General features: G+C 63.5%; 21 protein-coding genes. 5 read left to right on the plus strand and 16 right to left on the minus strand.

Translation table 11 applies throughout. The annotated features are described in order from the left end of the window. Nucleotides 1-16: 16 nt before the first annotated feature. The 4 genes from NKI37_RS28845 to fabA all read right to left on the minus strand — a co-directional run bounded on the left by NKI37_RS28845 (nt 17) and on the right by fabA (nt 4,459). Entirely contained in the window at nt 17-1,570 is a 1,554-nt protein-coding gene (locus tag NKI37_RS28845; RefSeq protein WP_023732438.1) for a putative bifunctional diguanylate cyclase/phosphodiesterase, read from the minus strand. Between the two features lie 184 nt (nt 1,571-1,754). Next, nucleotides 1,755-2,567 (minus strand): enoyl-ACP reductase FabI, encoded by an 813-nt coding sequence (fabI, locus tag NKI37_RS28850; protein WP_023669564.1) that lies wholly within the window; start codon nt 2,565-2,567, stop codon nt 1,755-1,757. A 33-nt stretch (nt 2,568-2,600) separates the two neighbouring features. Next, a complete protein-coding gene (gene fabB / locus NKI37_RS28855; protein ID WP_023699465.1) occupies nt 2,601-3,821 on the minus strand; it encodes a beta-ketoacyl-ACP synthase I in 1,221 nt (406 codons plus the stop codon). A gap of 122 nt (nt 3,822-3,943) precedes the next feature. Beyond that, nucleotides 3,944-4,459 (minus strand): 3-hydroxyacyl-[acyl-carrier-protein] dehydratase FabA, encoded by a 516-nt coding sequence (gene fabA, locus NKI37_RS28860; RefSeq protein ID WP_023703479.1) that lies wholly within the window; start codon nt 4,457-4,459, stop codon nt 3,944-3,946. A 344-nt stretch (nt 4,460-4,803) separates the two neighbouring features. On the opposite strand from fabA, the gene irrA reads away from it, so the two are divergent. Continuing rightward, nucleotides 4,804-5,235 (plus strand): iron response transcriptional regulator IrrA, encoded by a 432-nt coding sequence (gene irrA, locus NKI37_RS28865; protein ID WP_023688734.1) that lies wholly within the window; start codon nt 4,804-4,806, stop codon nt 5,233-5,235. 10 nt (nt 5,236-5,245) lie between these two features. Continuing rightward, nucleotides 5,246-5,605 (plus strand): DUF4260 domain-containing protein, encoded by a 360-nt coding sequence (locus tag NKI37_RS28870; protein WP_023703478.1) that lies wholly within the window; start codon nt 5,246-5,248, stop codon nt 5,603-5,605. A 13-nt stretch (nt 5,606-5,618) separates the two neighbouring features. Here the strand turns inward: NKI37_RS28870 and NKI37_RS28875 are convergent, their stop codons facing one another. Continuing rightward, nucleotides 5,619-6,176 (minus strand): SH3 domain-containing protein, encoded by a 558-nt coding sequence (locus NKI37_RS28875; protein ID WP_023703477.1) that lies wholly within the window; start codon nt 6,174-6,176, stop codon nt 5,619-5,621. Between the two features lie 157 nt (nt 6,177-6,333). On the opposite strand from NKI37_RS28875, the gene NKI37_RS28880 reads away from it, so the two are divergent. Then, a complete protein-coding gene (locus NKI37_RS28880; protein WP_023703476.1) occupies nt 6,334-7,335 on the plus strand; it encodes a 2-hydroxyacid dehydrogenase in 1,002 nt (333 codons plus the stop codon). A gap of 12 nt (nt 7,336-7,347) precedes the next feature. Here the strand turns inward: NKI37_RS28880 and NKI37_RS28885 are convergent, their stop codons facing one another. The 7 genes from NKI37_RS28885 to dnaA form a co-directional block, all read right to left on the minus strand. Continuing rightward, a complete protein-coding gene (locus NKI37_RS28885) occupies nt 7,348-7,761 on the minus strand; it encodes an aconitase X swivel domain-containing protein (RefSeq protein ID WP_023828448.1) in 414 nt (137 codons plus the stop codon). Continuing rightward, nucleotides 7,758-9,011 carry an aconitase X gene (locus NKI37_RS28890; RefSeq protein ID WP_352790471.1) on the minus strand — a complete coding sequence of 418 codons (1,254 nt, stop codon included), beginning with the start codon at nt 9,009-9,011 and terminating at the stop codon, nt 7,758-7,760. Before NKI37_RS28890 ends, NKI37_RS28885 begins: the two co-directional genes overlap by 4 nt. Next, a complete protein-coding gene (locus tag NKI37_RS28895; protein ID WP_352623919.1) occupies nt 9,008-9,496 on the minus strand; it encodes a GNAT family N-acetyltransferase in 489 nt (162 codons plus the stop codon). Before NKI37_RS28895 ends, NKI37_RS28890 begins: the two co-directional genes overlap by 4 nt. A 4-nt stretch (nt 9,497-9,500) precedes the next feature. After that, the gene (locus NKI37_RS28900; RefSeq protein WP_023703473.1) at nt 9,501-10,256 is read right to left on the minus strand and encodes a molybdopterin-synthase adenylyltransferase MoeB; all 756 of its coding nucleotides are present in this window, start codon (nt 10,254-10,256) and stop codon (nt 9,501-9,503) included. Between the two features lie 31 nt (nt 10,257-10,287). After that, nucleotides 10,288-11,433, minus strand: a complete 1,146-nt coding sequence (gene recF, locus NKI37_RS28905; RefSeq protein WP_352794625.1) for a DNA replication/repair protein RecF — start codon at nt 11,431-11,433, stop codon at nt 10,288-10,290. Nucleotides 11,434-11,495: 62 nt separating this feature from the next. Beyond that, entirely contained in the window at nt 11,496-12,614 is a 1,119-nt protein-coding gene (dnaN, locus tag NKI37_RS28910; protein WP_023669575.1) for a DNA polymerase III subunit beta, read from the minus strand. Nucleotides 12,615-12,891: 277 nt separating this feature from the next. After that, nucleotides 12,892-14,436 (minus strand): chromosomal replication initiator protein DnaA, encoded by a 1,545-nt coding sequence (gene dnaA, locus NKI37_RS28915; RefSeq protein WP_352790475.1) that lies wholly within the window; start codon nt 14,434-14,436, stop codon nt 12,892-12,894. A 603-nt stretch (nt 14,437-15,039) separates the two neighbouring features. On the opposite strand from dnaA, the gene NKI37_RS28920 reads away from it, so the two are divergent. Next, a complete protein-coding gene (locus NKI37_RS28920) occupies nt 15,040-15,255 on the plus strand; it encodes a hypothetical protein (RefSeq protein ID WP_156940638.1) in 216 nt (71 codons plus the stop codon). 26 nt (nt 15,256-15,281) lie between these two features. On the opposite strand, the gene rpsT is transcribed toward NKI37_RS28920, so the two are convergent. From rpsT to NKI37_RS28940, 4 genes are all read right to left on the minus strand, one after another. After that, on the minus strand, nt 15,282-15,548 hold the full coding sequence (gene rpsT, locus NKI37_RS28925) for a 30S ribosomal protein S20 (RefSeq protein ID WP_023681995.1): 267 nt from the start codon (nt 15,546-15,548) through the stop codon (nt 15,282-15,284). A gap of 159 nt (nt 15,549-15,707) precedes the next feature. Continuing rightward, the gene (locus tag NKI37_RS28930; protein ID WP_352790477.1) at nt 15,708-16,481 is read right to left on the minus strand and encodes an enoyl-CoA hydratase; all 774 of its coding nucleotides are present in this window, start codon (nt 16,479-16,481) and stop codon (nt 15,708-15,710) included. A gap of 40 nt (nt 16,482-16,521) precedes the next feature. Continuing rightward, on the minus strand, nt 16,522-17,412 hold the full coding sequence (gene mutM, locus NKI37_RS28935) for a bifunctional DNA-formamidopyrimidine glycosylase/DNA-(apurinic or apyrimidinic site) lyase (protein WP_352790479.1): 891 nt from the start codon (nt 17,410-17,412) through the stop codon (nt 16,522-16,524). Next, on the minus strand, nt 17,405-18,643 hold the full coding sequence (locus tag NKI37_RS28940; protein WP_352790481.1) for a phosphopentomutase: 1,239 nt from the start codon (nt 18,641-18,643) through the stop codon (nt 17,405-17,407). Before NKI37_RS28940 ends, mutM begins: the two co-directional genes overlap by 8 nt. A 176-nt stretch (nt 18,644-18,819) precedes the next feature. Between NKI37_RS28940 and NKI37_RS28945 the strand changes: the two genes are divergently transcribed. After that, nucleotides 18,820-19,773, plus strand: coding sequence for a PhnD/SsuA/transferrin family substrate-binding protein (locus NKI37_RS28945; protein WP_023736143.1), 954 nt, complete (start codon nt 18,820-18,822; stop codon nt 19,771-19,773). Nucleotides 19,774-19,778: the final 5 nt, after the last annotated feature.

Consider the following 19,778-nt stretch of genomic DNA (forward strand, 5'->3'; position numbering starts at 1 on the left):
GACGGTGCCGGTCGCCTCAATGCATGCTGACGATGCGCGCCGGCTCGTGGACGGGAATGGTCGCTCTGATATCGCCGGGCTTGATCTTGAGCGGCGCCGGCCTGCCGAACAGATAGCCCTGCACCATCTCGCAACCAGCTGCTCGCAAAAGCGTCGCCTGGTTCTCGGTCTCGACGCCTTCGGCGATGATGCCGACGCCGAGCGCCCGCGACAGGCCGACGATGGTAGAGACGACGGCGCCCGAATTCGAATCGGTGTCGATGCGGCTGACGAAGGAGCGGTCGATCTTCAGCTTGCCGAAGGCGAAGTCGATCAGGTAGCTGAGATTGGAATAGCCGGTGCCGAAATCGTCGACGGCCACCGAAATGCCCATGTCGGCAAGCTGCTGCAGGATGATGGCGGCGCGGTCGCGGTCCTGCATCATCGCCGTCTCGGTCACTTCGAGCTCCAGCCGCGACGGCTTGATGCCGGTGCTGGCCATCGTATCGCGCACGATGCCGACGAAATCCTTGGTCATGAACTGGACCGGCGAGATGTTGACGGCAACGAAGCAGTCCTCGGGCAAATGACGGGCATCGCTGCAGGCCTTGTTCAGCACCCAATTGCCGATCGGGTGGATCATGCCGGTCTCTTCGGCGATCGGAATGAATTCCATCGGCGGGATCATGCCGCGTTCCGGGTGCTTCCAGCGGATCAGCGCCTCGTAGCCGACGATACGGCCGGTCGGCAGGTCGAACTGCGGCTGGTAATGAAGGTCGAAATCGCCACGGTCGAAGGCGATGTGCAGTTCGGATTCAATCCAGTGGCGGTAGTCGGCGACCTGGCCCATGTCGGAATGGAAGACCGACCAGTTGCCCACGCCGCCGGCGCGGGCATTCTGCAGCGCCAGGTTGGAGCGGCGCAGGATGAGGACCGGATCGACGCCATCCTTTGGCATCGCCACGATGCCGACCGACAGGCCGACCGACTGCAGGTGAGAATCGAGCTGGTACGGCTTCAGCATCTCCTCGATCATGGTTTCGACGGTGCTTTCCATCGAGCTTTGGAGTTGGTGTTCCCAGACAAGGATAGCGAACTCGCCGGCGCCGATGCGCCCCATCACCGCGCCTTCGGGCATGCAGGCCTTCAACCGCTTGGTGAAGCCGCGGATCAGTTCGTCGCCATGGCTGTAGCCGATGGCGTCGTTGATCTGCTTGAAGCGGTCGATGTCGATGTCGATGAGGAACACCGGCTCACCGGTCCTGATCGTCGCGGACGCCGCGTCGGCGATCCTGCCGACCATCGCCGGCCGCGCCAAAAGCCCGGTCAGCTTGTCGAAATGGGTTTCGTTGAAAACGTAGTCCACCGATTCATCGACGCCGGCGAAGAAGGACAAGGCAGCACCGGCGGCGGCCAGCGCGCATAGCGCCGACGCGATGCCGATCATGGTTTCCGCCTGCATGCCGGCAAAGCCGTCCCCGAAACCATGCCGGAGGCCCCAAAGCCCAAGGATGAAACTGCCAAGGCCCGAACTGGCGACGGTGAGCAGCCGGAACACAGGTGTTCGCTTCGGGTTGCTGACAGCAGGCATTGCTCAGTCCCTGTCGCATGATCCCGAAATCAACTCGACTTTCGGGAAATATCACGCGCAAATTCATAAAGGCTAAAGCATCCTTTGCGCCCAGCAAGAACGCGCAGAGCCCAAGCCCATAAGACTTCTAGCGGATATCTCCTTAAAATGAGTTTCCGCCGATGCATCTAATTTTACTGGTGAGTTAATCGCGTACGCTGTCGGTCTGCTTCAACTCATCCAGGGTTGGCATCGACACGATGTGATAGCCGGAATCCACATAATGGATTTCGCCGGTGACGCCTGACGAGAGGTCGGACAAAAGATAGAGCGCCGAGCCGCCGACCTCGTCGATGGTCACCGTGCGGCGCAGCGGCGAGTTGCGCTGCTGGTAGGAGTACATGTGGCGGGCGTCCGAAATTCCGGCGCCGGCCAAAGTACGCACCGGTCCCGCCGATATGCCGTTCACCCGGATGCCGCGCGGGCCATAATCGTTGGCGAGATAGCGCACGCTGGCTTCCAGCCCGGCCTTGGCGACGCCCATGACGTTGTAGTTCGGCATGACGCGGACAGAGCCGGCATAGGTCAGCGTGATCATCGCGCCGCCTTCGCTCATCAGCGGGGCGGCATGGCGGGCGACCTCGGTGAAGGAGTAGCAGGAGATGACCATGGTGCGGACGAAATTGTCGCGGCTGGTGTCGGCGTAGAGCCCTTTGAGCTCGTTCTTGTCGGAAAAGCCGATGGCGTGGACGACGAAGTCGAGCCCGCCCCATTCCTTGCCGAGCGTCTCGAAGGTGGCGGCGACCGATGCGCTGTCCTCGACGTCACAGGGCACCACCAGAGACGCGCCAAGCTTCTCGGCAAGCGGCTTGACGCGGCGCCCGAAGGCGTCGCCCTGATAGGTGAAGGCAAGCTCCGCCCCGTGTTCGGACAATTTCCTGGCGATGCCCCAGGCGATCGAATGATCGTTGGCGACGCCCATGACAAGCCCGCGCTTGCCCTTCATCAGTCCGTCCATGGCCGGCAATCCCCCTACAAAAAAACGCTGGCCTTATGCGGAATAGCGCTGGAAAATCAGCGTTGCGTTGGTGCCACCGAAGCCGAACGAGTTGGACAAAACCGTGTCGATCCTGGCGTCGTCGATGCGCTTGCGCACGATCGGCATGCCCTCGAATTCGGGATCGAGGTTTTCGATATGGGCGCTCTCGCCGATGAAGCCGCCTTGCATCATCAGGATCGAGTAGATCGATTCCTGTACGCCGGCGGCACCCAGCGAATGGCCGGTCAGCGACTTGGTCGAGGTGATGAACGGCATCTTCTCGCCGAACACCTCTCGGATGGCGCCCATTTCCCGGGAATCGCCGACCGGCGTCGAGGTGCCGTGGGTGTTGATGTAGTCGACCGGCGTGGACACCGTCGCCAGAGCCTGGCGCATGCAGCGCACCGCGCCTTCGCCCGACGGCGCCACCATGTCGTAACCGTCCGACGTCGCGCCATAGCCGACGATCTCAGCGTAGATCTTGGCGCCGCGCGCCTTGGCGTGTTCGAGCTCCTCCAGGATGAGGACGCCCGCGCCGCCCGCGATGACGAAGCCATCGCGATTGGCGTCATACGCGCGGGAAGCTGTCGGCGCACGATCGTTATACTTCGACGACATCGCGCCCATGGCATCGAACAGGTCCGACATCGTCCAGTCGAGGTCTTCATGGCCGCCGGCAAACATCACATCCTGCTTGCCCCACTGGATCAGTTCGTAGGCGTTGCCGATGCAATGCGCCGAGGTCGAGCAGGCCGACGAGATCGAATAGTTGACGCCGTGGATCTTGAACCAGGTGGCGAGCGTCGCCGACGCGGTCGACGACATCGCCTTCGGCACCGCGAACGGACCGATGCGCTTGGGGCTGTTGTTCTTGAGCGTGGTCTCGGCCGCCTCGACGATGGTGCGGGTCGAGGGGCCGCCCGAGCCCATGACGATGCCGGTGCGCTCATTGGTGATGTCGCTTTCGCCAAGCCCGGCGTCGGCGATCGCCTGATCCATCGCGACATGGTTCCAGGCCGCGCCCTGGCTCAGGAAGCGCATGGCACGCCGGTCGATCATAGGGGTCGGGTCGAGCGTCGGCGCGCCCCAGACCTGGCAGCGGAAGCCGTGTTCGGCGAAGGAATCGGAGAAGCTGATGCCTGATTTGGCATCGTGGAGCGAGGATTGCACCTCGTTGGCGTTGTTGCCGATCGACGATACGATGCCGAGGCCTGTGACGACGACCCTTCTCATTCGCAACTCCTTCCAGCGGATGATCCCGAAACCTAGTCGGTTTTCACCGGCGATCATACGCAAAATCAAAATGCCGCAGCGGCGTTGCGTCTCGGAAGAACGCGCCGCTGCAGTGGCGCCGGTCAGGCGGCCGATTGCTTGGACAGCCCCACCTTGAGGTCCGTCGCAGTGTATATGGGTTCGCCGTCGGCCTTAAGCCAGCCATCGGCGATACCGAGCACCAGGCGTCCACGCATGACGCGCTTGAAATCGATGCCGTATTCCACCTTCTTGACCGAAGGCGTCACCATCCCCTTGAACTTCACTTCGCCGGTCGACAGCGCCATGCCCTTGCCCGGCTCGCCGAGCCAGCCGAGGTAAAAACCCGTCAATTGCCACATGGCGTCAAGGCCCAGGCACCCCGGCATGATCGGATTGCCGATGAAATGGCAGGCGAAGAACCACAGGTCCGGTTTGATGTCGAATTCGGCACGGATGAAGCCCTTGTCATGGGCGCCGCCGGTCTCGCTGATCTCGGTGATGCGGTCGAACATCAGCATCGGCGGATAGGGCAGCTGGGCGTTGCCAGGCCCAAACAGCTCGCCGCGGGCGCAGGCAAGCAATTCCTCATAACCGTAGCTGGATTTCGAACCCGCCATATGTCTCGTCCCCATAATGTCCCGGGCGGTGGGGCGCCCTTGTCGTTGGTTTCCTAACACAATCCCTTTCGGTCCGGAAACCGGCGTTTGCGCTTAACCCGCCCGTCTGCCCGGGTCAATGCGCGCTCTCGCATCGGCCCGAAATCGATCTCGATTCCGGAAAGCACGATGCGACGCCAAAAAAGCAATAGAGCGCACTTAGTGCGTCCAACTGGACGCACGTCGCTCTATTGATCGTATTCCGCCAACAGAATATATGTCGGGAGGTATCCAGTTTCGGTTGATGACGTTTTTTCGCCACTCTGGGCGTGTCTTGAGGCAGAACTGTGGGCTTGGACGGATAGATGGATCTGGGCTGCCGGAAGGAAAATGTCGCTGTGGACAAGCGGGTTCGCGAAGCCGGCCTCAGGCCGACACGCCAACGCATTGCGCTGGCCGATCTGCTGTTTGCCAAGGGCGACCGCCACCTTTCGGCCGAGGAACTGCATGAAGAGGCGGTCGCCGCCGGCGTGCCGGTCTCGCTCGCCACCGTCTACAACGCGCTTCACCAGTTCACCCAGGCCGGCCTGCTGCGCATCCTGGCGGTCGAGGGGTCCAAGACCTATTTCGACACCAACACCTCCGATCACCATCATTTTTACATCGAAGGCGAAAACAGGATCTTCGATATAGAAAGCGGTCCGGTGACCGTCTCCAACCTGCCGGAGCCACCCGCAGGTATGGAGATCGCCAATGTCGACATCGTGGTGAGGCTGCGCCCGAAACGCAGCGTTTAAGCCCCAACCCGTGAAACCTGTCGATTTTGCAATCCGGCTCGAATGGGTTGCGGTCGCGGTCGTGGCTATAGTCGCCTATGCCGCGTCAGGCGTTTCCTGGTGGCTGTTCGCCCTGCTTATCCTGGCGCCAGACCTGTCGATGCTGGGCTATCTCGCCGGGGCACGGATCGGCGCTGTCGCTTACAATGCCTTGCACATATTGATCGTCCCGCTGTTGCTGGCGCTCGCCGGATATGTTCTGGCCAATTCGACGGCGACCGCGATTGGTCTGATCTGGATCATCCACATCGCCGTCGACCGCGCGCTCGGCTACGGTCTCAAACTGTCGGCCGGTTTTCGGGACACCCATCTCGGCCGTATCGGCCGTTAGGCCTCCAGCAATCTCAATTCTTGACGTGCTCGCCGGGATAGGCGCCCCACACCTGCGACTGGGCGATCCAGCCGGTGTGGCCGTCGAAGGTCATTTCGCACCACTGGCCATCGCAGGTTTTGATCGTGCCCGTAACGCCCGGCTCGATGATGGCGATGACGCTGGCGTCCTTGTCGGCATCGTCGAGCAGATTGATTCGGCCCCCCTTGGTGCGCTGCCAGGGGGCGACGATCGCGGTCCGGCGGCCCGACAGCAGCGACTGGTTGATCCAACCCTCCGAGCCATCGGCATCGCGCACGCGCCGCCAGGTATCGAATTCCTGGATGATCTCCATAGGCAGGCCGGCCTTTGTGTACATCCAGTCGACGGAATAGTTGGCGCCGGGCCCAACGCGCGAGTTGACGCGAGCCGATTTCAGGCTGACGAAACGCGGCAGCGGCAGGCCGCTCGGCCCGAGCGTGACCGTCTGCACAGGTGCGGCGGCACCTTGCGCCGCGGCTTGCGGGAAATGCAGGAGAGCGCCGAGAAGCGCTGCGCTGAGGATCAGGCGAAGCGACGCGAAACCAGACACTTTCATTCCTTTCGGCGCGTGCCCTTTGGCCCGGGCGCCCCTTTTTCTTTGTCTTCGGCGGCACCGCTTGTTACAGGAGTGGCAGGCACCGCGACCGGTATTCAGTTTCGCCTGTCTTGGTTAAAGAGGTCTCAACGAGATCGGGTTCGAGGAAACAATGGCAGGCAAAAAACGGCCTCTCGTCGTCATCACGCGCAAGCTGCCCGATCCGGTCGAGACCCGCATGCGCGAACTCTTCGACGCCAGGCTGAATGTCGAGGACCGCCCGATGACGCAGCCGGAGCTGGTCGCGGCGATCAAGGAAGCCGATGTGCTGGTGCCGACCATCACCGACCAGATCGATGCGGCGCTGATTGCCCAGGCCGGCGACAATCTCAAGCTGATCGCCAATTTCGGCAATGGCGTCGACAAGATCGATGTGGCGGCGGCGGCCAAGAAAGGCATTACCGTCACCAACACGCCGAACGTGCTGACCGAAGATACGGCCGACATGACCATGGCGCTGATGCTGGCCGGGCCGCGGCGGCTGGCCGAAGGCGCCAATGTGCTCACCAGCGACAAGAAATGGGCCGGTTGGTCGCCGACCTGGATGCTCGGCCGGCGCATCTGGGGCAAGCGCCTCGGTATCGTCGGCATGGGCCGCATCGGCACTGCGGTTGCGAGGCGCGCCAAGGCTTTCGGCCTGTCGATCCACTACCATAACCGCCATCGCGTGCTGCCGGCGGTCGAGGAAGGGCTGGAGGCGACCTATTGGGAAAGCCTCGACCAGATGCTTGCCCGCATGGACATCATCTCGATCAACTGCCCGTCGACGCCGGCGACCTTTCATCTGCTTTCGGCGCGGCGCCTAGCTCTGCTTCAGCCCACCGCCTATGTGGTCAACACCGCGCGCGGCGACATCATCGACGAGGAAGCGCTGGTCAAGCTGATCCAGGACGGCAAGATCGCCGGCGCCGGCCTCGACGTCTACGAGCACGAACCGGCGCTGAACTCGAAACTGCTGAAGCTTGCCGCCAAGAACAAAGTCGTGCTTTTGCCGCATATGGGTTCTGCGACGATCGAGGGCCGCATCGACATGGGCGAGAAGGTGATCATCAACATCCGCGCCTTCTTCGACGGCCACCGGCCGCCGGACCGCGTGCTGCCGCTACGGACTTGAAGCGGGCCGCGTTCAGGATGCGGTTGTGAGGGCGCCATCCGCCGCGACACTCACACGCTTGCCGCGATAGGCCTCAAAAGCGTCGCGCCTGAGCCTGAGCGCTACCGGCGTCGGCCAGCCCATTTCCCTGGCCACAATCAAGCCAAGCAGCAGGATCGCGTCCGGCTCGTGCAGCACGAGTGCCGTCGGCGCATGGCCATTGTGGACGAGTTCCATCAGCACGGCTGACGCTGAGGACGAGCCGATCGTGCCGGGCAGGAACAGCACGCGCCCGGAAATGGTTTCGCCATGCTGCGGGTGACGGACATCGGCGATGCGGCCGCTCTTCGGATCGACGCCGCCCCAGAAGCTGATCGGCGCGGTCAACACCAGGGCTGCGCCTTCGCCGCCACTGCCAGGCACCAGAATTTCGGCTGCGGCGCTCATGCGGCGATATCCGTAAATCGCGGCTTACCCGTGACGGCGCTTTCGACGCAGTCGGCCAGCGAACAGTAAAGCACGGCGTAGCCGGTATTGCCCGGGGCATATTGCGCGAATTTTCCCGAATTGGTCATCAGCACGCCGCCGGCCAACGCCGGCAGGATTGGCGTCACCACCACGCAGGTATCGGCGACGATGACGACACCGCTGGCCTCGAGCGTCTTGCGCTGGCCGTTCTGTTCCAGCCCGGTGAGCACGTGCCGGCCGGTGCAGGCGTAAATCGGCACGCTGAGCTGCCGCCCGCCAATCAGCCGTTCCAGTGCATCGAATTCGGCCGACGACAGATGCGGACTGCCGATCGCCACCGCATCGATGGCGGTTTGCGTGGCTGCCGTGGACAGGCCTGCGCGGGCTTTGGCGGCCATTTCCGGCGTCACGCGGATCACCGTTTCCGGCCTGCCGCCGGCCAGGATGGTCTCGGCGTCGGGCGCTTCGGGCGTTACCCCGGCGATATGGAACAGGCCGACGGCGCCCGACGATGCCGCCGCGGCGCCGAAGGCTTTCAGCGCGTCCTCGCCGGGATGGCTGGATGTGCCGGTGACGACGCCGACCGCGTTGCCGACCTCGCGGCCGTAGAGGCTGCCTAGCACCGGCCAGGCGATCTCGGAGCCAAGGAACGAGGCGGAGAGGCCGGACACATCGAACACCAGCCGTGCCTGCCGGTTCTCGGGGCGATGCAGGCCGTAATCCGGCGCGCGCCCCGATATGGCGCAGGCGATGTCGAGGAAGTCGCCATAGCGGTTGGTGCGTGCCCCCAGCACCGAATTGCAGAACACCACCGCGTTGGATTCGCCCCAGGCGACATCGCTGCCAAGCGCTGGCCTGTGGCCGGCTTGATAGGGCGCGCAGGTCCAGCTCTGCTCGCAGCCAAGTTTGCGGTAGGCCTCCATCATTCGTCGCGCCATGCCGCGCGCCGGCTCTTCGAGGCGCACGCGCGAGCAGCCCATCAGATCGAGCGCGCCGACATTGAGCGTCGAGCGCACCGCGACCCTGGCGCCGCCATCGACCAGCCTTTCGGCAAACAGCGTGCCGGAATCGCCGTGATAGAGCGCGCCGTCTATATGCGTCGAGGCGATCGGGATCAGTCGCGGCGCGCCGAGCAGCGCAGCGCTTTCGGCAACGATGCGCATCGCCATCGCCGCCCCGTCATGGCCGGAGGCGATTGTCTGCTCCTGTGCGCTGAGGGCGAGGCTCACGCGAACTCCTTGCGCATGGTGATCGAGGTCGGCCGGTCATAGCCGTCATGCGCGGTGCGTTCAGTCTCGCGAAAGCCGAGACCGGCAAAGGTTGCATGATTTACGGTCAGTTCGATTCGCGTCTGCAGTTCGATGGCCGGTTTGTTCCGGCTGCGGGCGAGAAATTCGACAGCCTGCATCAGCCGCCTGCCGATGCCTTGCCCTTGAAGCTCAGGTTCGACGGCGAGCTTGCCGATGTAGAAATCATCGGCTCTCTCCAGCGCGAAAACGCAGCCGGCGATCCTGTCATCCTGCAGGGCCAGCAACACGGTCTCGCGGCCAGCCTTGTCCCTGAGGTTTCCGGCGTTCAGCAGATGTGCCGAGGAGGGCGGGTCGATGACGCCGTCCATCGGTGCAAAGGCGCGCATGATCAGGCTGAGCAGTTCGTCCCAGCGGTCGAAGCCGGGGGCGAGCTGCGTGACCAAAACACTGGCAGGCTGATCCATGCGGTCAGCTTCTCTTGTAGCGGATCGTGTCGAAGCGCGCCGACAGCGCATCGTAGAGCAGCAGCCGGCCGACCAGCGGTTCGCCGATGCCGGTGATCAGCTTGATCGTTTCCATCGCCTGCAGCGTGCCGACGACGCCGGTCAGCGCACCGACGACCCCGGCCACCGCGCAGGATGGCACCAGCCCCTCTGGCGGCGCTTCGGGAAAGAGGTCGCGATATCCAGGGTTCGGTCTGCCGTCGGTGCCGGTGCCGAACGGCATCAACACCGTAACCGAGCCGTCGAAGCGGCCGACGGCGGCATGCACGAGCGGCCGCTTTTCCGCCGCGCAGGCATCCGCCACCACATAGCGCGTCTCGAAATTGTCGGAGCCGTCGACGACCACGTCGTAGCGCGCCACGAGAACGGCAGCATTGTCGGCCGTCAGCCTGAAATCGTGCAATTCCACCGCGACATGGGGATTGATCCGGGCGATCGCTGCTTTGGCGCTCTCGGTCTTCGCCGTTCCGACCGTATCGGTGGCGTGGATCACTTGCCGCTGCAGATTGGACAGCGAGACAATATCGTCGTCGACGATGCCAAGCGTGCCGACGCCTGCGGCAGCGAGATATTCCAGCACCGGCGCGCCGAGGCCGCCGGCGCCGATCACCAGCACTCGCGCCCGCTTCAGCCTCTGCTGGCCGGCGCCGCCGATCTCAGGCAGCACGATGTGGCGGGCATAGCGTTCGAGTTCTTCGTCGGTGAGGGCGGCAGGGGTCATTGCCCGACCATATAGCGGAGCAAAAACCTTGTCAGGTCTCTTCGGTTGGCCCAACCGTGCCGTGGTCGACGGTGAGGAACTGCGCGCGTCCCCTCAGGCTGGAAAACAGCGCGGCGTCGGTTCCGGTCATGAAGGCCTGGCAGTTCAGCTCCTCCAGGATCGAGAACAGCGCGGCGCGCCGGCCGGCATCGAGATGCGCGGCAATCTCGTCGAGCAACAGGATCGGCGTCATCCCCGACATCTCGCCGGTCAGCCTTGCGTGCGACAACACGATGCCGACCAGCAGCGCCTTCTGCTCTCCGGTCGAGCAGAGTTCGGCCGGCATCGCCTTGGGGCGGTGGCGCACCAGTAGATCCGAACGGTGCGGGCCGTCGAGCGTGCGTCCGGCGGCGCGGTCGCGCTCGCGGCCGTCGGCAAGGGCGTCGCGATAGCGTTGCTCGACATCCGCAGCGGGTGCTGAGGCGACATGGCTTTCAAGGTCGCCGAAGAGGCTGATGTCGGCTTGCGGAAACGGCCCGCTGGACGGCAACCTGTCGATCATGGCGGCCAGCAGGCGCACCAGCTCGGCGCGCGCCGCGGCAATCGCCACGCCGGTTTCGACCATTCGCATCTCGATGGCGTCGAACCATGCGCCGTCTCGCGAACCTTCCGTAAGCAATCGGTTACGTCCGCGCATCGCCTTCTCATAGTCGAGCGCGCGCTGGCCGTGGCCGGGATCGATCGCAAGCACCAGCCTGTCGAGAAAGCGCCGCCGGTCCGCGGCAGGCCCCGGGAACAGCCCGTCCATGGCCGGCGTCAGCCAGACCACGCGCAGCCATTCCAGCATGGCGTCGGCCGACCGTGCCGGCGCGCCATTGATGCGCACCTTGCGACCGCCCTCGCCGGCCGCTTCACCCCCGGTGATGCCGGTGCCGATCTCGACCTGCCCCTCCGGCCCGTCGAGCCTTGCGTGCAGCGCAAAGCCGCCATCGCCGCCTTCGCGGGCCACGTCGACATAGGGCGCCCGGCGCAGGCCGCGGCCAGGCGTCAGCAGCGAGATGGCTTCCAGGAGATTGGTCTTGCCGGCGCCATTGTCGCCGGAAAACACCACCGCGCCGGGTGAAAAGCCGATCGACAACGCCGCATAATTGCGGAAATTCGTAAGTGTGAGCTTACTTATGTGATTTTGTTCCGGCAACCGCTATCCGCCTGTAGAAGTTGCCGCAATCAATTATGCTGCAGTGTGCCGCAGTGCGGCTGCTACACCCGCATCGGCATCAGCACGTAGAGCGCGGTCTCATCGGCCATGTCGTGGATCAGCGTCGGCGAACCGGCATCGGCCAGCATGAACTTGGCTTCCGTGCCGGTCAGTTGAGCAGCGACGTCGAGCAGATATTTGGCGTTGAAGCCGATCTCGATCGGGTCTGAGGAGTAATCAGCGGCCAGTTCCTCGGTGGCGCTGCCCGAATCCGGATTGTTGACGGCAAGCGTCACCTGGCCTTCGGTGATCGAAAGCTTCACCGCGCGGCCGCGCTCGGAGGAAATGGTCGAGACGCGATCGACGGCGGCGGCGAAGCTCTGGCGGTCGATGATCAGCTTCTTGTCGTTGCCGGTCGGAATGACGCGCTGGTAGTCCGGGAAAGTGCCGTCGATCAGCTTCGAGGTCAGAACCACGCTGCCGATGGTGAAGCGGATCTTGGTGTCGGACAATTCGGTGGTCACCGCGACATCGGGATCGTCGACCAGCTTCTGCAATTCGCTGACCGTCTTGCGCGGAATGATGATGCCCGGCATGCCTTCGGACCCGGCCGGAGCGTCGATCTCGGCGCGCGCCAGGCGGTGACCGTCGGTCGCCACCGAACGCAGCTTCAGCTTGCCGCCAGTTTCATGCGTGTGCAGGTAGATGCCGTTGAGATAGTAGCGCGTCTCTTCGGTGGAGATGGCGAACTGGGTCTTTTCGATCAGGCCTCTCAGGGCGACGGAATCGAGCCGGAAGATGTGTGAGAAGGACCCCGCCGAAAGCTCCGGGAAATCGGACTGCGGCAGGCATTGCAGGCGAAAGCTCGAGCGGCCCGACGTTACCGTCATGGCGTTGCCGTCCTCGTCGGTCTTCAGCATCACTTCGGCGCCGTCGGCCAGCTTGCGCACGATGTCGTAGAGCAGGTGCGCCGGAACCGTCGTCGCCCCGCCGCGCTCGACCTTTGCCGGCGTCGCTTCGGTCACTTCGAGGTCGAGGTCGGTGGCTTTCATTTCAAGGCTGGCGCCCTCGGCGCTGAGCAGCACGTTCGACAGGATCGGTATGGTATTGCGCCGCTCGACCACGCGATGAACGTGGTTGAGCGACTTCAGGAGATTGGACCGTTCCAGGATAACACGCATGACGAAACAGGCTCGCTTGAATGAATGGACGGGTCACCAGTGGGCGGCGCCCCGCGAAAGGTCTGAACAGGCTCAGAATCTATGCAAACTGACAGGAAAAAGCCAGCAAACGCAAGTCCGGGCCACCGGTTCGCGCCGGTTAAGCGGGCTTTCTGGGGATAAAGCGGACGTTGGCCGGCAACCGATGCATGTCGCCGAAAACTGCGCAGCGGTTTTGGGACAACGACATGCATCAAAACAAGAAAATTTAAAGTGCGACGACCGTTTGCCGCGCCGATCAGGCTTGGTCGTTGATCAGCCTGCGCAACAGTTCCAGTTCCTGCGCCAGCGTGTTGTCGACGCCGGAAAGGTCCTCGATCTTGCGCACCGCATGCAGCACCGTGGTGTGGTCGCGCCCGCCGAACCGCCGGCCGATCTCCGGCAGCGAGCGCGGCGTCAATACCTTCGACAGGTACATGGCGACCTGCCTGGGCTTCACGATGGTGCGCGTGCGCCGGTTGGACAGCAACTCGGTCTTCGACACATTGTAGTGGCGCGCCACGATGCGCTGGATGTCCTCGATGCGCACCCGCTTCGGCTCGCCAGAGCGATAGATGTGCCCCAGGATCTCGTCGATGCGGTCGATGGTGATCGCCGGCTCGAACGACTGACGAAACAGCAGTTGGTTGAACGCGCCCTCCAGCTCACGACCGCTGCCGGTCACCGTGCGGGCGACATGGTTGAGGATCTCCTCCGAAATATTGAGCGATGCATCGTCAACCTTGGCGGTGGCAAGCCGAATTTTGAGCATGCCTATGCGCATGGCGAAGTCCGGCGCCGACATTTCCAGCGCGACACCGCCATTGAGGCGCGAGCGCACCCGCGGTTCCAGCGATTCCAGTTCCGACGGCGGCCTGTCAGCGGCAACCACCACTTGCTTGGCGCTGTCGAGCAGCATGTTGATGAGATGGCAGAATTCGTGCTGGATCGACTTGCCCTGCAGGAACTGCATGTCGTCGATGATCAAGAGGTCGATGTCGCGCAGCTGTTCCTTCAGCGTCAGCGCATTGTTGTCGCGGATCGCGGTGGCGAAGCGCCACATGAAATATTCGGCCGTCAGATAGACGACGCGCGATTTCGGGTTCTGTTTCAGGGATTCGGCCGCAATCGCCTGCAAAAGGTGCGTCTTGCCGAGCCCGACGGTCGCATGAAGGAACAGCGGGTTGAAGCGCACCGCGCTCGACTGCGATTCCGCCACGGCTTTGGCTGCGGCGAAAGCCACCCGGTTCGACGGGCCTTCGATGAAGGAGCCGAACGTGTAGCGCGGGTCGAGCGGCGACCCCAGCACATTGTGCCGGAATTCGCTCTCGATCGGCGTGCCGGGACGAGGGGCGGGCGCCCGCTCCACCCTGCCGGGGCCGACCGTGCCGGCCGCCAATGCGGTCTGCGTATGCTTGGTCATCTTGCGCGCCGGCACGGCCTCGGGTTCGACGCCATTGCGGGCAGGACGGGTCGCGGTGCGCACGACCATCTCGATCTTGAGGATTTCGGGATCCTCGTGCTTCCACAGATCGGCGATGAGATCGAGATAATGGCCATTGATCCACGAGCGCAGGAAGGCCGTGGGCACCGAGATGCGTACAATGCCCCGGGAAGCCTCAGCCACCTTCATACGGCCGAACCAGCTCGAATAGACCTCGGTTCCCAGGCGCGCCTTCAACTGGGCCTTGACCCGGTCGAACTTCTGTTCCGCGTCGCTGGAAGCCACCATATCGTGCGCTCCGACCAATGTTCCGGGAAATGGCAGGTCGCCCGTAAGCTCCCGCTCGATGCCGCTCTGCATGATTGTGCGTCCCTTTTCCTTTGTACCTTTTTCCGCCGGGAGTGCGCCTCCTGCACCCATGTTTCCGGCGACCGTATCTTCGCTACAACACCACCGCCGCCGCCGGCGGATGACGTTGCCTCGTCAGAATGGGATCGGTCCCGGCTGCTTAGGCCAGTCCGTCTGACATGTTCGGGCAAAGCGGTGCTACCCGGCGAAAACGCCGGTGCGCCATCAAGCTGCCATGTACAATTACGCCAGTCCCCTATCGTATCGAAAAGGCAAGCCATACCCGTTCGCGGAATTGATCCACGTCATGAATTCTGCCACTGTTAGCTGGCCGATTCAGGCTGGGTTAAGGGCTAATGGCCCGTCCCTTTCGATAGATCGACATTACCGAAATCGCTGTGGATAGGGCAAGGCCACCTCTAACGGATTTTTAAGGAATCTGGTTAGTGAACAACGGTTCGGGCTCCGTGCTGGAAGCGCATATTTTGACAAAGCCATTGGGATTCAAACCCTTTTGCCGCGAATATGAAAATGGCTGTGCGGTTTGAAATTTTCTGAAATAATTCGCTTGACACCAACTTGCTGCCTATCGCCCACAGGCGATGTGAACAAGCTGTGGATCACTTCCAGCAAGTCGTTGAAAAATATCAGCAATTTGTGACAGCCAAATTTATTGGCGTGGGCCGTTTCGGCGGATTGGAATATCAGTGGGAGTGTATGTGCCGGCAAAGCATTCCAGACTCTGGAATGCGGCTCGGGCGTGCTTTGCGGCCGTTCTTTTTAAGTGCTTGCCGGCAAACGAAAAAACCCGGCGCGATTGGCCGGGTTTGAAAGAACGACAGTTCAGGAACGGTCGATCAGGCCGACAGCACCTTGAGGCGGTGAGCCAGACGCGACACCTTGCGCGATGCCGTATTCTTATGGATCACGCCCTTGGTCGCGGCGCGCATCAATTCCGGCTCTGCGGTCTTGAAGGCTTCCAGCGCGGCTGCCTTGTCGCCGGCAGCCAGTGCCTCTTCGACCTGGCGGACATATGTACGCACGCGCGAGCGGCGGTTCTTGTTGATCGCTGCGCGGCGGGCGATCTTGCGCGTTGCCTTTTTGGCCGAGGAGGTATTGGCCATGATGCCTCTCTTCTGATCTGGTGGGCGCATGCGGGATGCCGCAGGGCGCAAAAAACAAACGGGCAGCCAACGGCCGCCTCGATTGGGGCGGCTTATAGTTCAGCTTTTCCGGCGCGTCAACGCCGCTTTGGCTTCTTTTTGGTCGTCGCCGCCGCCACTCTAGCGATTGGTGAAATTCGGCTTCCGCTTCTCGGCAAAGGCGGCCATCCCTTCCTTCTGGTCGTCGAGCGCAAACAGCGAGTGGAACAGCCGGCGTTCGAAACGCAGTCCCTCCGCCAGCGCCGTCTCGTAGGCGCGGTTGACTGCCTCCTTGGCCATCATCACCGATGGCAGTGAAAACTCTGATATTCTGGCCGCGGCCTTCATCGCCTCCTCGATCAACTCGCCGGCCGGCACGACGCGCGAGGCCAGGCCGCTGCGCTCGGCTTCGGCGGCATCCATCATCCGACCGGTCAGGCACATGTCCATGGCCTTCGACTTGCCGACAAAGCGGGTCAGCCGTTGCGACCCGCCCATGCCGGGAATGACGCCGAGCGTGATTTCGGGCTGGCCGAATTTCGCCGTGTCGGCGGCAATGATGAAATCGCACATCATCGCCAGTTCGCAGCCGCCGCCCAGTGCATAGCCGGCGACCGCCGCGATCATCGGCTTGCGGGTGCGGGTAAACTCTTCCCAGCCGACGAAGAAATCCTGCACATAGGCCTCGGCGTAGGTGACGGCCTGCATCTCCTTGATGTCGGCGCCCGCAGCAAAGGCTTTCTCCGAGCCGGTGATGACCATGGCGCCGATGCCGGGATCGGCGTCGAACCCCTTTGCCGCCGTCAGCAAATCCGCCAGCACCTGCGCGTTCAGCGCGTTGAGCGCCTTGGGCCGGTTCAGCGTGATCAGGCCGACCTTGCCGCGCGTCTCGACGACGATGGTTTCATAGCTCATGGGCTGGCCTCCTGGTTGCGGCACTGAAGGACCGTCTAGCTTACCGCTGGCAGGTCCGGCAATAAAAGGTCGAGCGGCCGCTTTGCACGATGCGCTCGATGTGGCCGCGACAGCCGGGCGTCGGACAGGGCTCGCCTTCGCGATCGTAGACCGCGAAGGAATGCTGGAAATGGCCCAGCGACCCGTCTGTGTGCACATAGTCGCGCAGCGAAGACCCGCCGGCGGCGATCGCATCGGCGATCACCGAACGGATTGCCTCGGCCAGTCGTTCGCTCTGTTCCTTGGCCTTCTTGCTGGTCCCGGCGATGGTGCCTGCCTCGCGCAATGGCGAAAGGCCGGCGCGCCACAGCGCTTCCGACACATAGATATTGCCGAGCCCGGCAATCAGCTTCTGGTCGAGCAACGCCGCCTTTAACGGCGATCTGCGGCCCTTCAGCAGAGAGGCGAGCAGGGCGCCTTCCAGCGCATTGCCGGTCGGCTCGACGCCCAGTCCCGCCAGCATCGGATGCGCGTCGGCCAGCCCTTCGGCAAACAGCATGAAGCCGAAGCGACGCGGGTCGTTGAAGACCACGCGAGACTGGACGCCGACAGGCGACACGACATGGAACACCACATGGTCGTGCTTGGCATTCTTCGAGCGCTCTTGATGGAACGTGCCGGGCGTCTCTTTGTCATCGGCGGTCTCGATGCGGAACGAGCCCGACATGCCGAGATGGCAGATCAGCACCGGGCCACCGTCCAGGTGTATGGTGAGATATTTGGCGCGGCGGCCAAGCGCGGTGACGGTCTTGCCGGTCAGCCGCAGCGCAAATTTCGCCGGAAACGGAAATCTGAGATCGGGCCGGCGCGCCTCGACGCGCACGATCCGCGCGCTTTCCAGAACCGGCTGCAGCCCGCGCCGGACCGTTTCGACCTCGGGCAGTTCAGGCATGGCCGCCTATCGCCGCATGGAAGGAAGCGCCGTGGCGGCCGCGCGCCAGCTTGAGGTGTTCGGCGACCGTCTCGCCGATATCGGCGAAGGTGGTCCTGAGCCCGATGTCGCCGCCCGTGAGACCTGGTGCGGTGCCGATGACCGGGATGCGTTCGCGCGTGTGGTCGGTGCCACGCCATGTCGGATCGTTGCCATGGTCGGCGGTGAGGATGAGCAGATCGCCCGGCTTCAGCTTTGCCAGTGCCTCGGGCAGCCGGCGGTCGAAGGCTTCGAGCGCCGCAGCATAGCCGGCGACGTCGCGGCGATGGCCGAACTCGGTGTCGAAGTCGACGAAATTGGCGAACACCAGGTCGCCGTCGCCGGCATCGTCCATCGCGCCCAGCGCCTTGTCGAACATTGCCATGTTGCCGGGCGCCTTGCGTACTTCAGAGATACCGCGGTGGGCGAAGATGTCGCCGATCTTGCCGACCGCGATCACCCGGCTGCCGCGCCCGGTCAAGCGGTCGAGCAGCGTCGGCTCAGGCGGCGGCACGGCGTAGTCATGGCGGTTATAGGTGCGCTCGAAGGTGGCTGATGTTTCGCCCAGAAAAGGCCGTGCGATCACCCGTCCGATCTTCAGCGGGTCGACCAGCCGGCGTACCGTCTTGCAGAACTCGTAGAGCCGCTCCAGGCCGAAATGAACTTCGTGCGCTGCTATCTGCAGGACGGAATCGACCGAGGTGTAGCAGATCGGCTGGCCGGTGCGGATATGCTCCTCGCCAAAGCGCTCGATGATTTCGGTGCCGGGTGCATGGCAGTTGCCGAGAATGCCCGGCACCTTGCCCTCGCGGATCATCGCTTCGGTCAGTTCGGCAGGGAAGGCGGGCACCTTATCGGGGAAATAGCCCCAGTCGAACCGCACGGGCAGACCGGCGATTTCCCAGTGACCCGACGGCGTATCCTTGCCGCTCGAAATCTCCTGCGCGGCGCCGTGGAAAGCGGAGGCTGAAACAGCGGCTTTGCTGTCGAAGTGGAAGCCAGTTGCGGTTTCTGCTGCGCGGCCGAGACCGAGCGAAACCATGGTGGGCACCTTCAGCGGTCCCTCGCGCAGGCCCTCGCGATCGGCGCGGGCTTCCGCGCAGGCCAGCGCGATATGTCCGAATGTGTTCGAGCCGGCGTCGCCATAGCGTTCGGCATCGGCGGCGCCGCCAATGCCGAAAGAATCGAGAACGAAGAGGAAAGCGCGTGCCATCGGTGCCGTCATTGCCAGTCTGGTTGACCAGACATAAGGTCCCGTCGCGGCATTGGCAAATCGTAAACCAGGCGGCAACGGCCTGGCGCGATAGTCGCGAAGTCGGGCAGGCGTGGTGTACGCATCCTTGAGACATGCGATGCGCTTCAAGGAAACGGTGTGCGGGGCATGGATCGATGAGACGGGCTGACCTCGGTTGGAGTGCACTAGCGACCACTGTAGCGCTCCTGGCCTCGCAGCTCGCCGCGCACGCCGACTGGCGCGACCAGATCGGCACGTTTCGCATCGGCATCGTTGCCGAGCCGGACGCCGGCAACACGGTTCCGGGTCTGGCCATGCTGACTGACGCCTACGGCAGGGCGCTCGGCATGAAGGTGGAATTCGTCGTCGCGCATGACTATGCGGCGCTGATCGAGGCGCAGGCCAATGGCCGGATTCAATACGCGGTCTATTCGGCGACCGCCTACGCCACCGCCTCGGAGCGCTGCGGCTGCGTCGAACCTCTTGTGGCGCCGGTCGACGCCGACGGTGCCACGGGCATCCGCTCCGTGCTTTTGACGCGCGACGGCAGGCTTTCCGATCTCGCGGCCCTGGAAACGCACCGCATCGCCATGGCGCCTTCCGACAATGTCGGCGGTTCGCTTCTACCGCTCGCCGGGCTGGCGGCCGACGGCATCAAGATCAGCCAGGATGCGCCATTCCTCGCTCATGCCGGCTCGGCTGCCGCCGCAGAAGCGATGCTGGTCGATGGCCAGGCCGATGCCTTGTTCGGCTGGGAGCGGGCCACGGCGGAAAACCGGACGGCGATTGCTGGCGATCAGCCGGCTGATCCGGACGGCACGGCGGCGCGACTGGAGGCGGCGGGCATTCCAGAAGCCGCGCTCCAGATCATCTGGACCTCCGGCGTGCTCAGATACGGCCCTCACGCCGTCCGCAGCGATCTCGACCCCGAAGCCAAACGCCGACTGACCGTCTTCCTCACCAATCTCAGATCGCAGTCGCCGGAAGTCTACGATTTCGTGGAATCGAAACATTCGGGAGGGTTCACGCTCGCCGCTGCGAGTGACTATGCGATGGCCGATTCCATCGTGCGCCTGGTGTCGGGCAGCACCGACAGCGGCGCGCAATAAAGCCG

This window comes from Mesorhizobium sp. M0626 (assembly GCF_040320665.1).
In the GTDB taxonomy this organism is placed as follows: domain Bacteria; phylum Pseudomonadota; class Alphaproteobacteria; order Rhizobiales; family Rhizobiaceae; genus Mesorhizobium.

Coding starts and splice junctions, on each gene's coding strand:
- NKI37_RS28845 (WP_023732438.1), bottom strand. CDS start 1,570: ATGCCTGCTGTCAGCAACCCGAAGCGAACACCTGTGTTCCGGCTGCTC.
- fabI (WP_023669564.1), bottom strand. CDS start 2,567: ATGGACGGACTGATGAAGGGCAAGCGCGGGCTTGTCATGGGCGTCGCC.
- fabB (WP_023699465.1), bottom strand. CDS start 3,821: ATGAGAAGGGTCGTCGTCACAGGCCTCGGCATCGTATCGTCGATCGGC.
- fabA (WP_023703479.1), bottom strand. CDS start 4,459: ATGGCGGGTTCGAAATCCAGCTACGGTTATGAGGAATTGCTTGCCTGC.
- irrA (WP_023688734.1), top strand. CDS start 4,804: ATGGATCTGGGCTGCCGGAAGGAAAATGTCGCTGTGGACAAGCGGGTT.
- NKI37_RS28880 (WP_023703476.1), top strand. CDS start 6,334: ATGGCAGGCAAAAAACGGCCTCTCGTCGTCATCACGCGCAAGCTGCCC.
- NKI37_RS28885 (WP_023828448.1), bottom strand. CDS start 7,761: ATGAGCGCCGCAGCCGAAATTCTGGTGCCTGGCAGTGGCGGCGAAGGC.
- NKI37_RS28895 (WP_352623919.1), bottom strand. CDS start 9,496: ATGGATCAGCCTGCCAGTGTTTTGGTCACGCAGCTCGCCCCCGGCTTC.
- NKI37_RS28900 (WP_023703473.1), bottom strand. CDS start 10,256: ATGACCCCTGCCGCCCTCACCGACGAAGAACTCGAACGCTATGCCCGC.
- dnaN (WP_023669575.1), bottom strand. CDS start 12,614: ATGCGTGTTATCCTGGAACGGTCCAATCTCCTGAAGTCGCTCAACCAC.
- dnaA (WP_352790475.1), bottom strand. CDS start 14,436: ATGCAGAGCGGCATCGAGCGGGAGCTTACGGGCGACCTGCCATTTCCC.
- rpsT (WP_023681995.1), bottom strand. CDS start 15,548: ATGGCCAATACCTCCTCGGCCAAAAAGGCAACGCGCAAGATCGCCCGC.
- NKI37_RS28930 (WP_352790477.1), bottom strand. CDS start 16,481: ATGAGCTATGAAACCATCGTCGTCGAGACGCGCGGCAAGGTCGGCCTG.
- mutM (WP_352790479.1), bottom strand. CDS start 17,412: ATGCCTGAACTGCCCGAGGTCGAAACGGTCCGGCGCGGGCTGCAGCCG.
- NKI37_RS28940 (WP_352790481.1), bottom strand. CDS start 18,643: ATGGCACGCGCTTTCCTCTTCGTTCTCGATTCTTTCGGCATTGGCGGC.
- NKI37_RS28945 (WP_023736143.1), top strand. CDS start 18,820: ATGAGACGGGCTGACCTCGGTTGGAGTGCACTAGCGACCACTGTAGCG.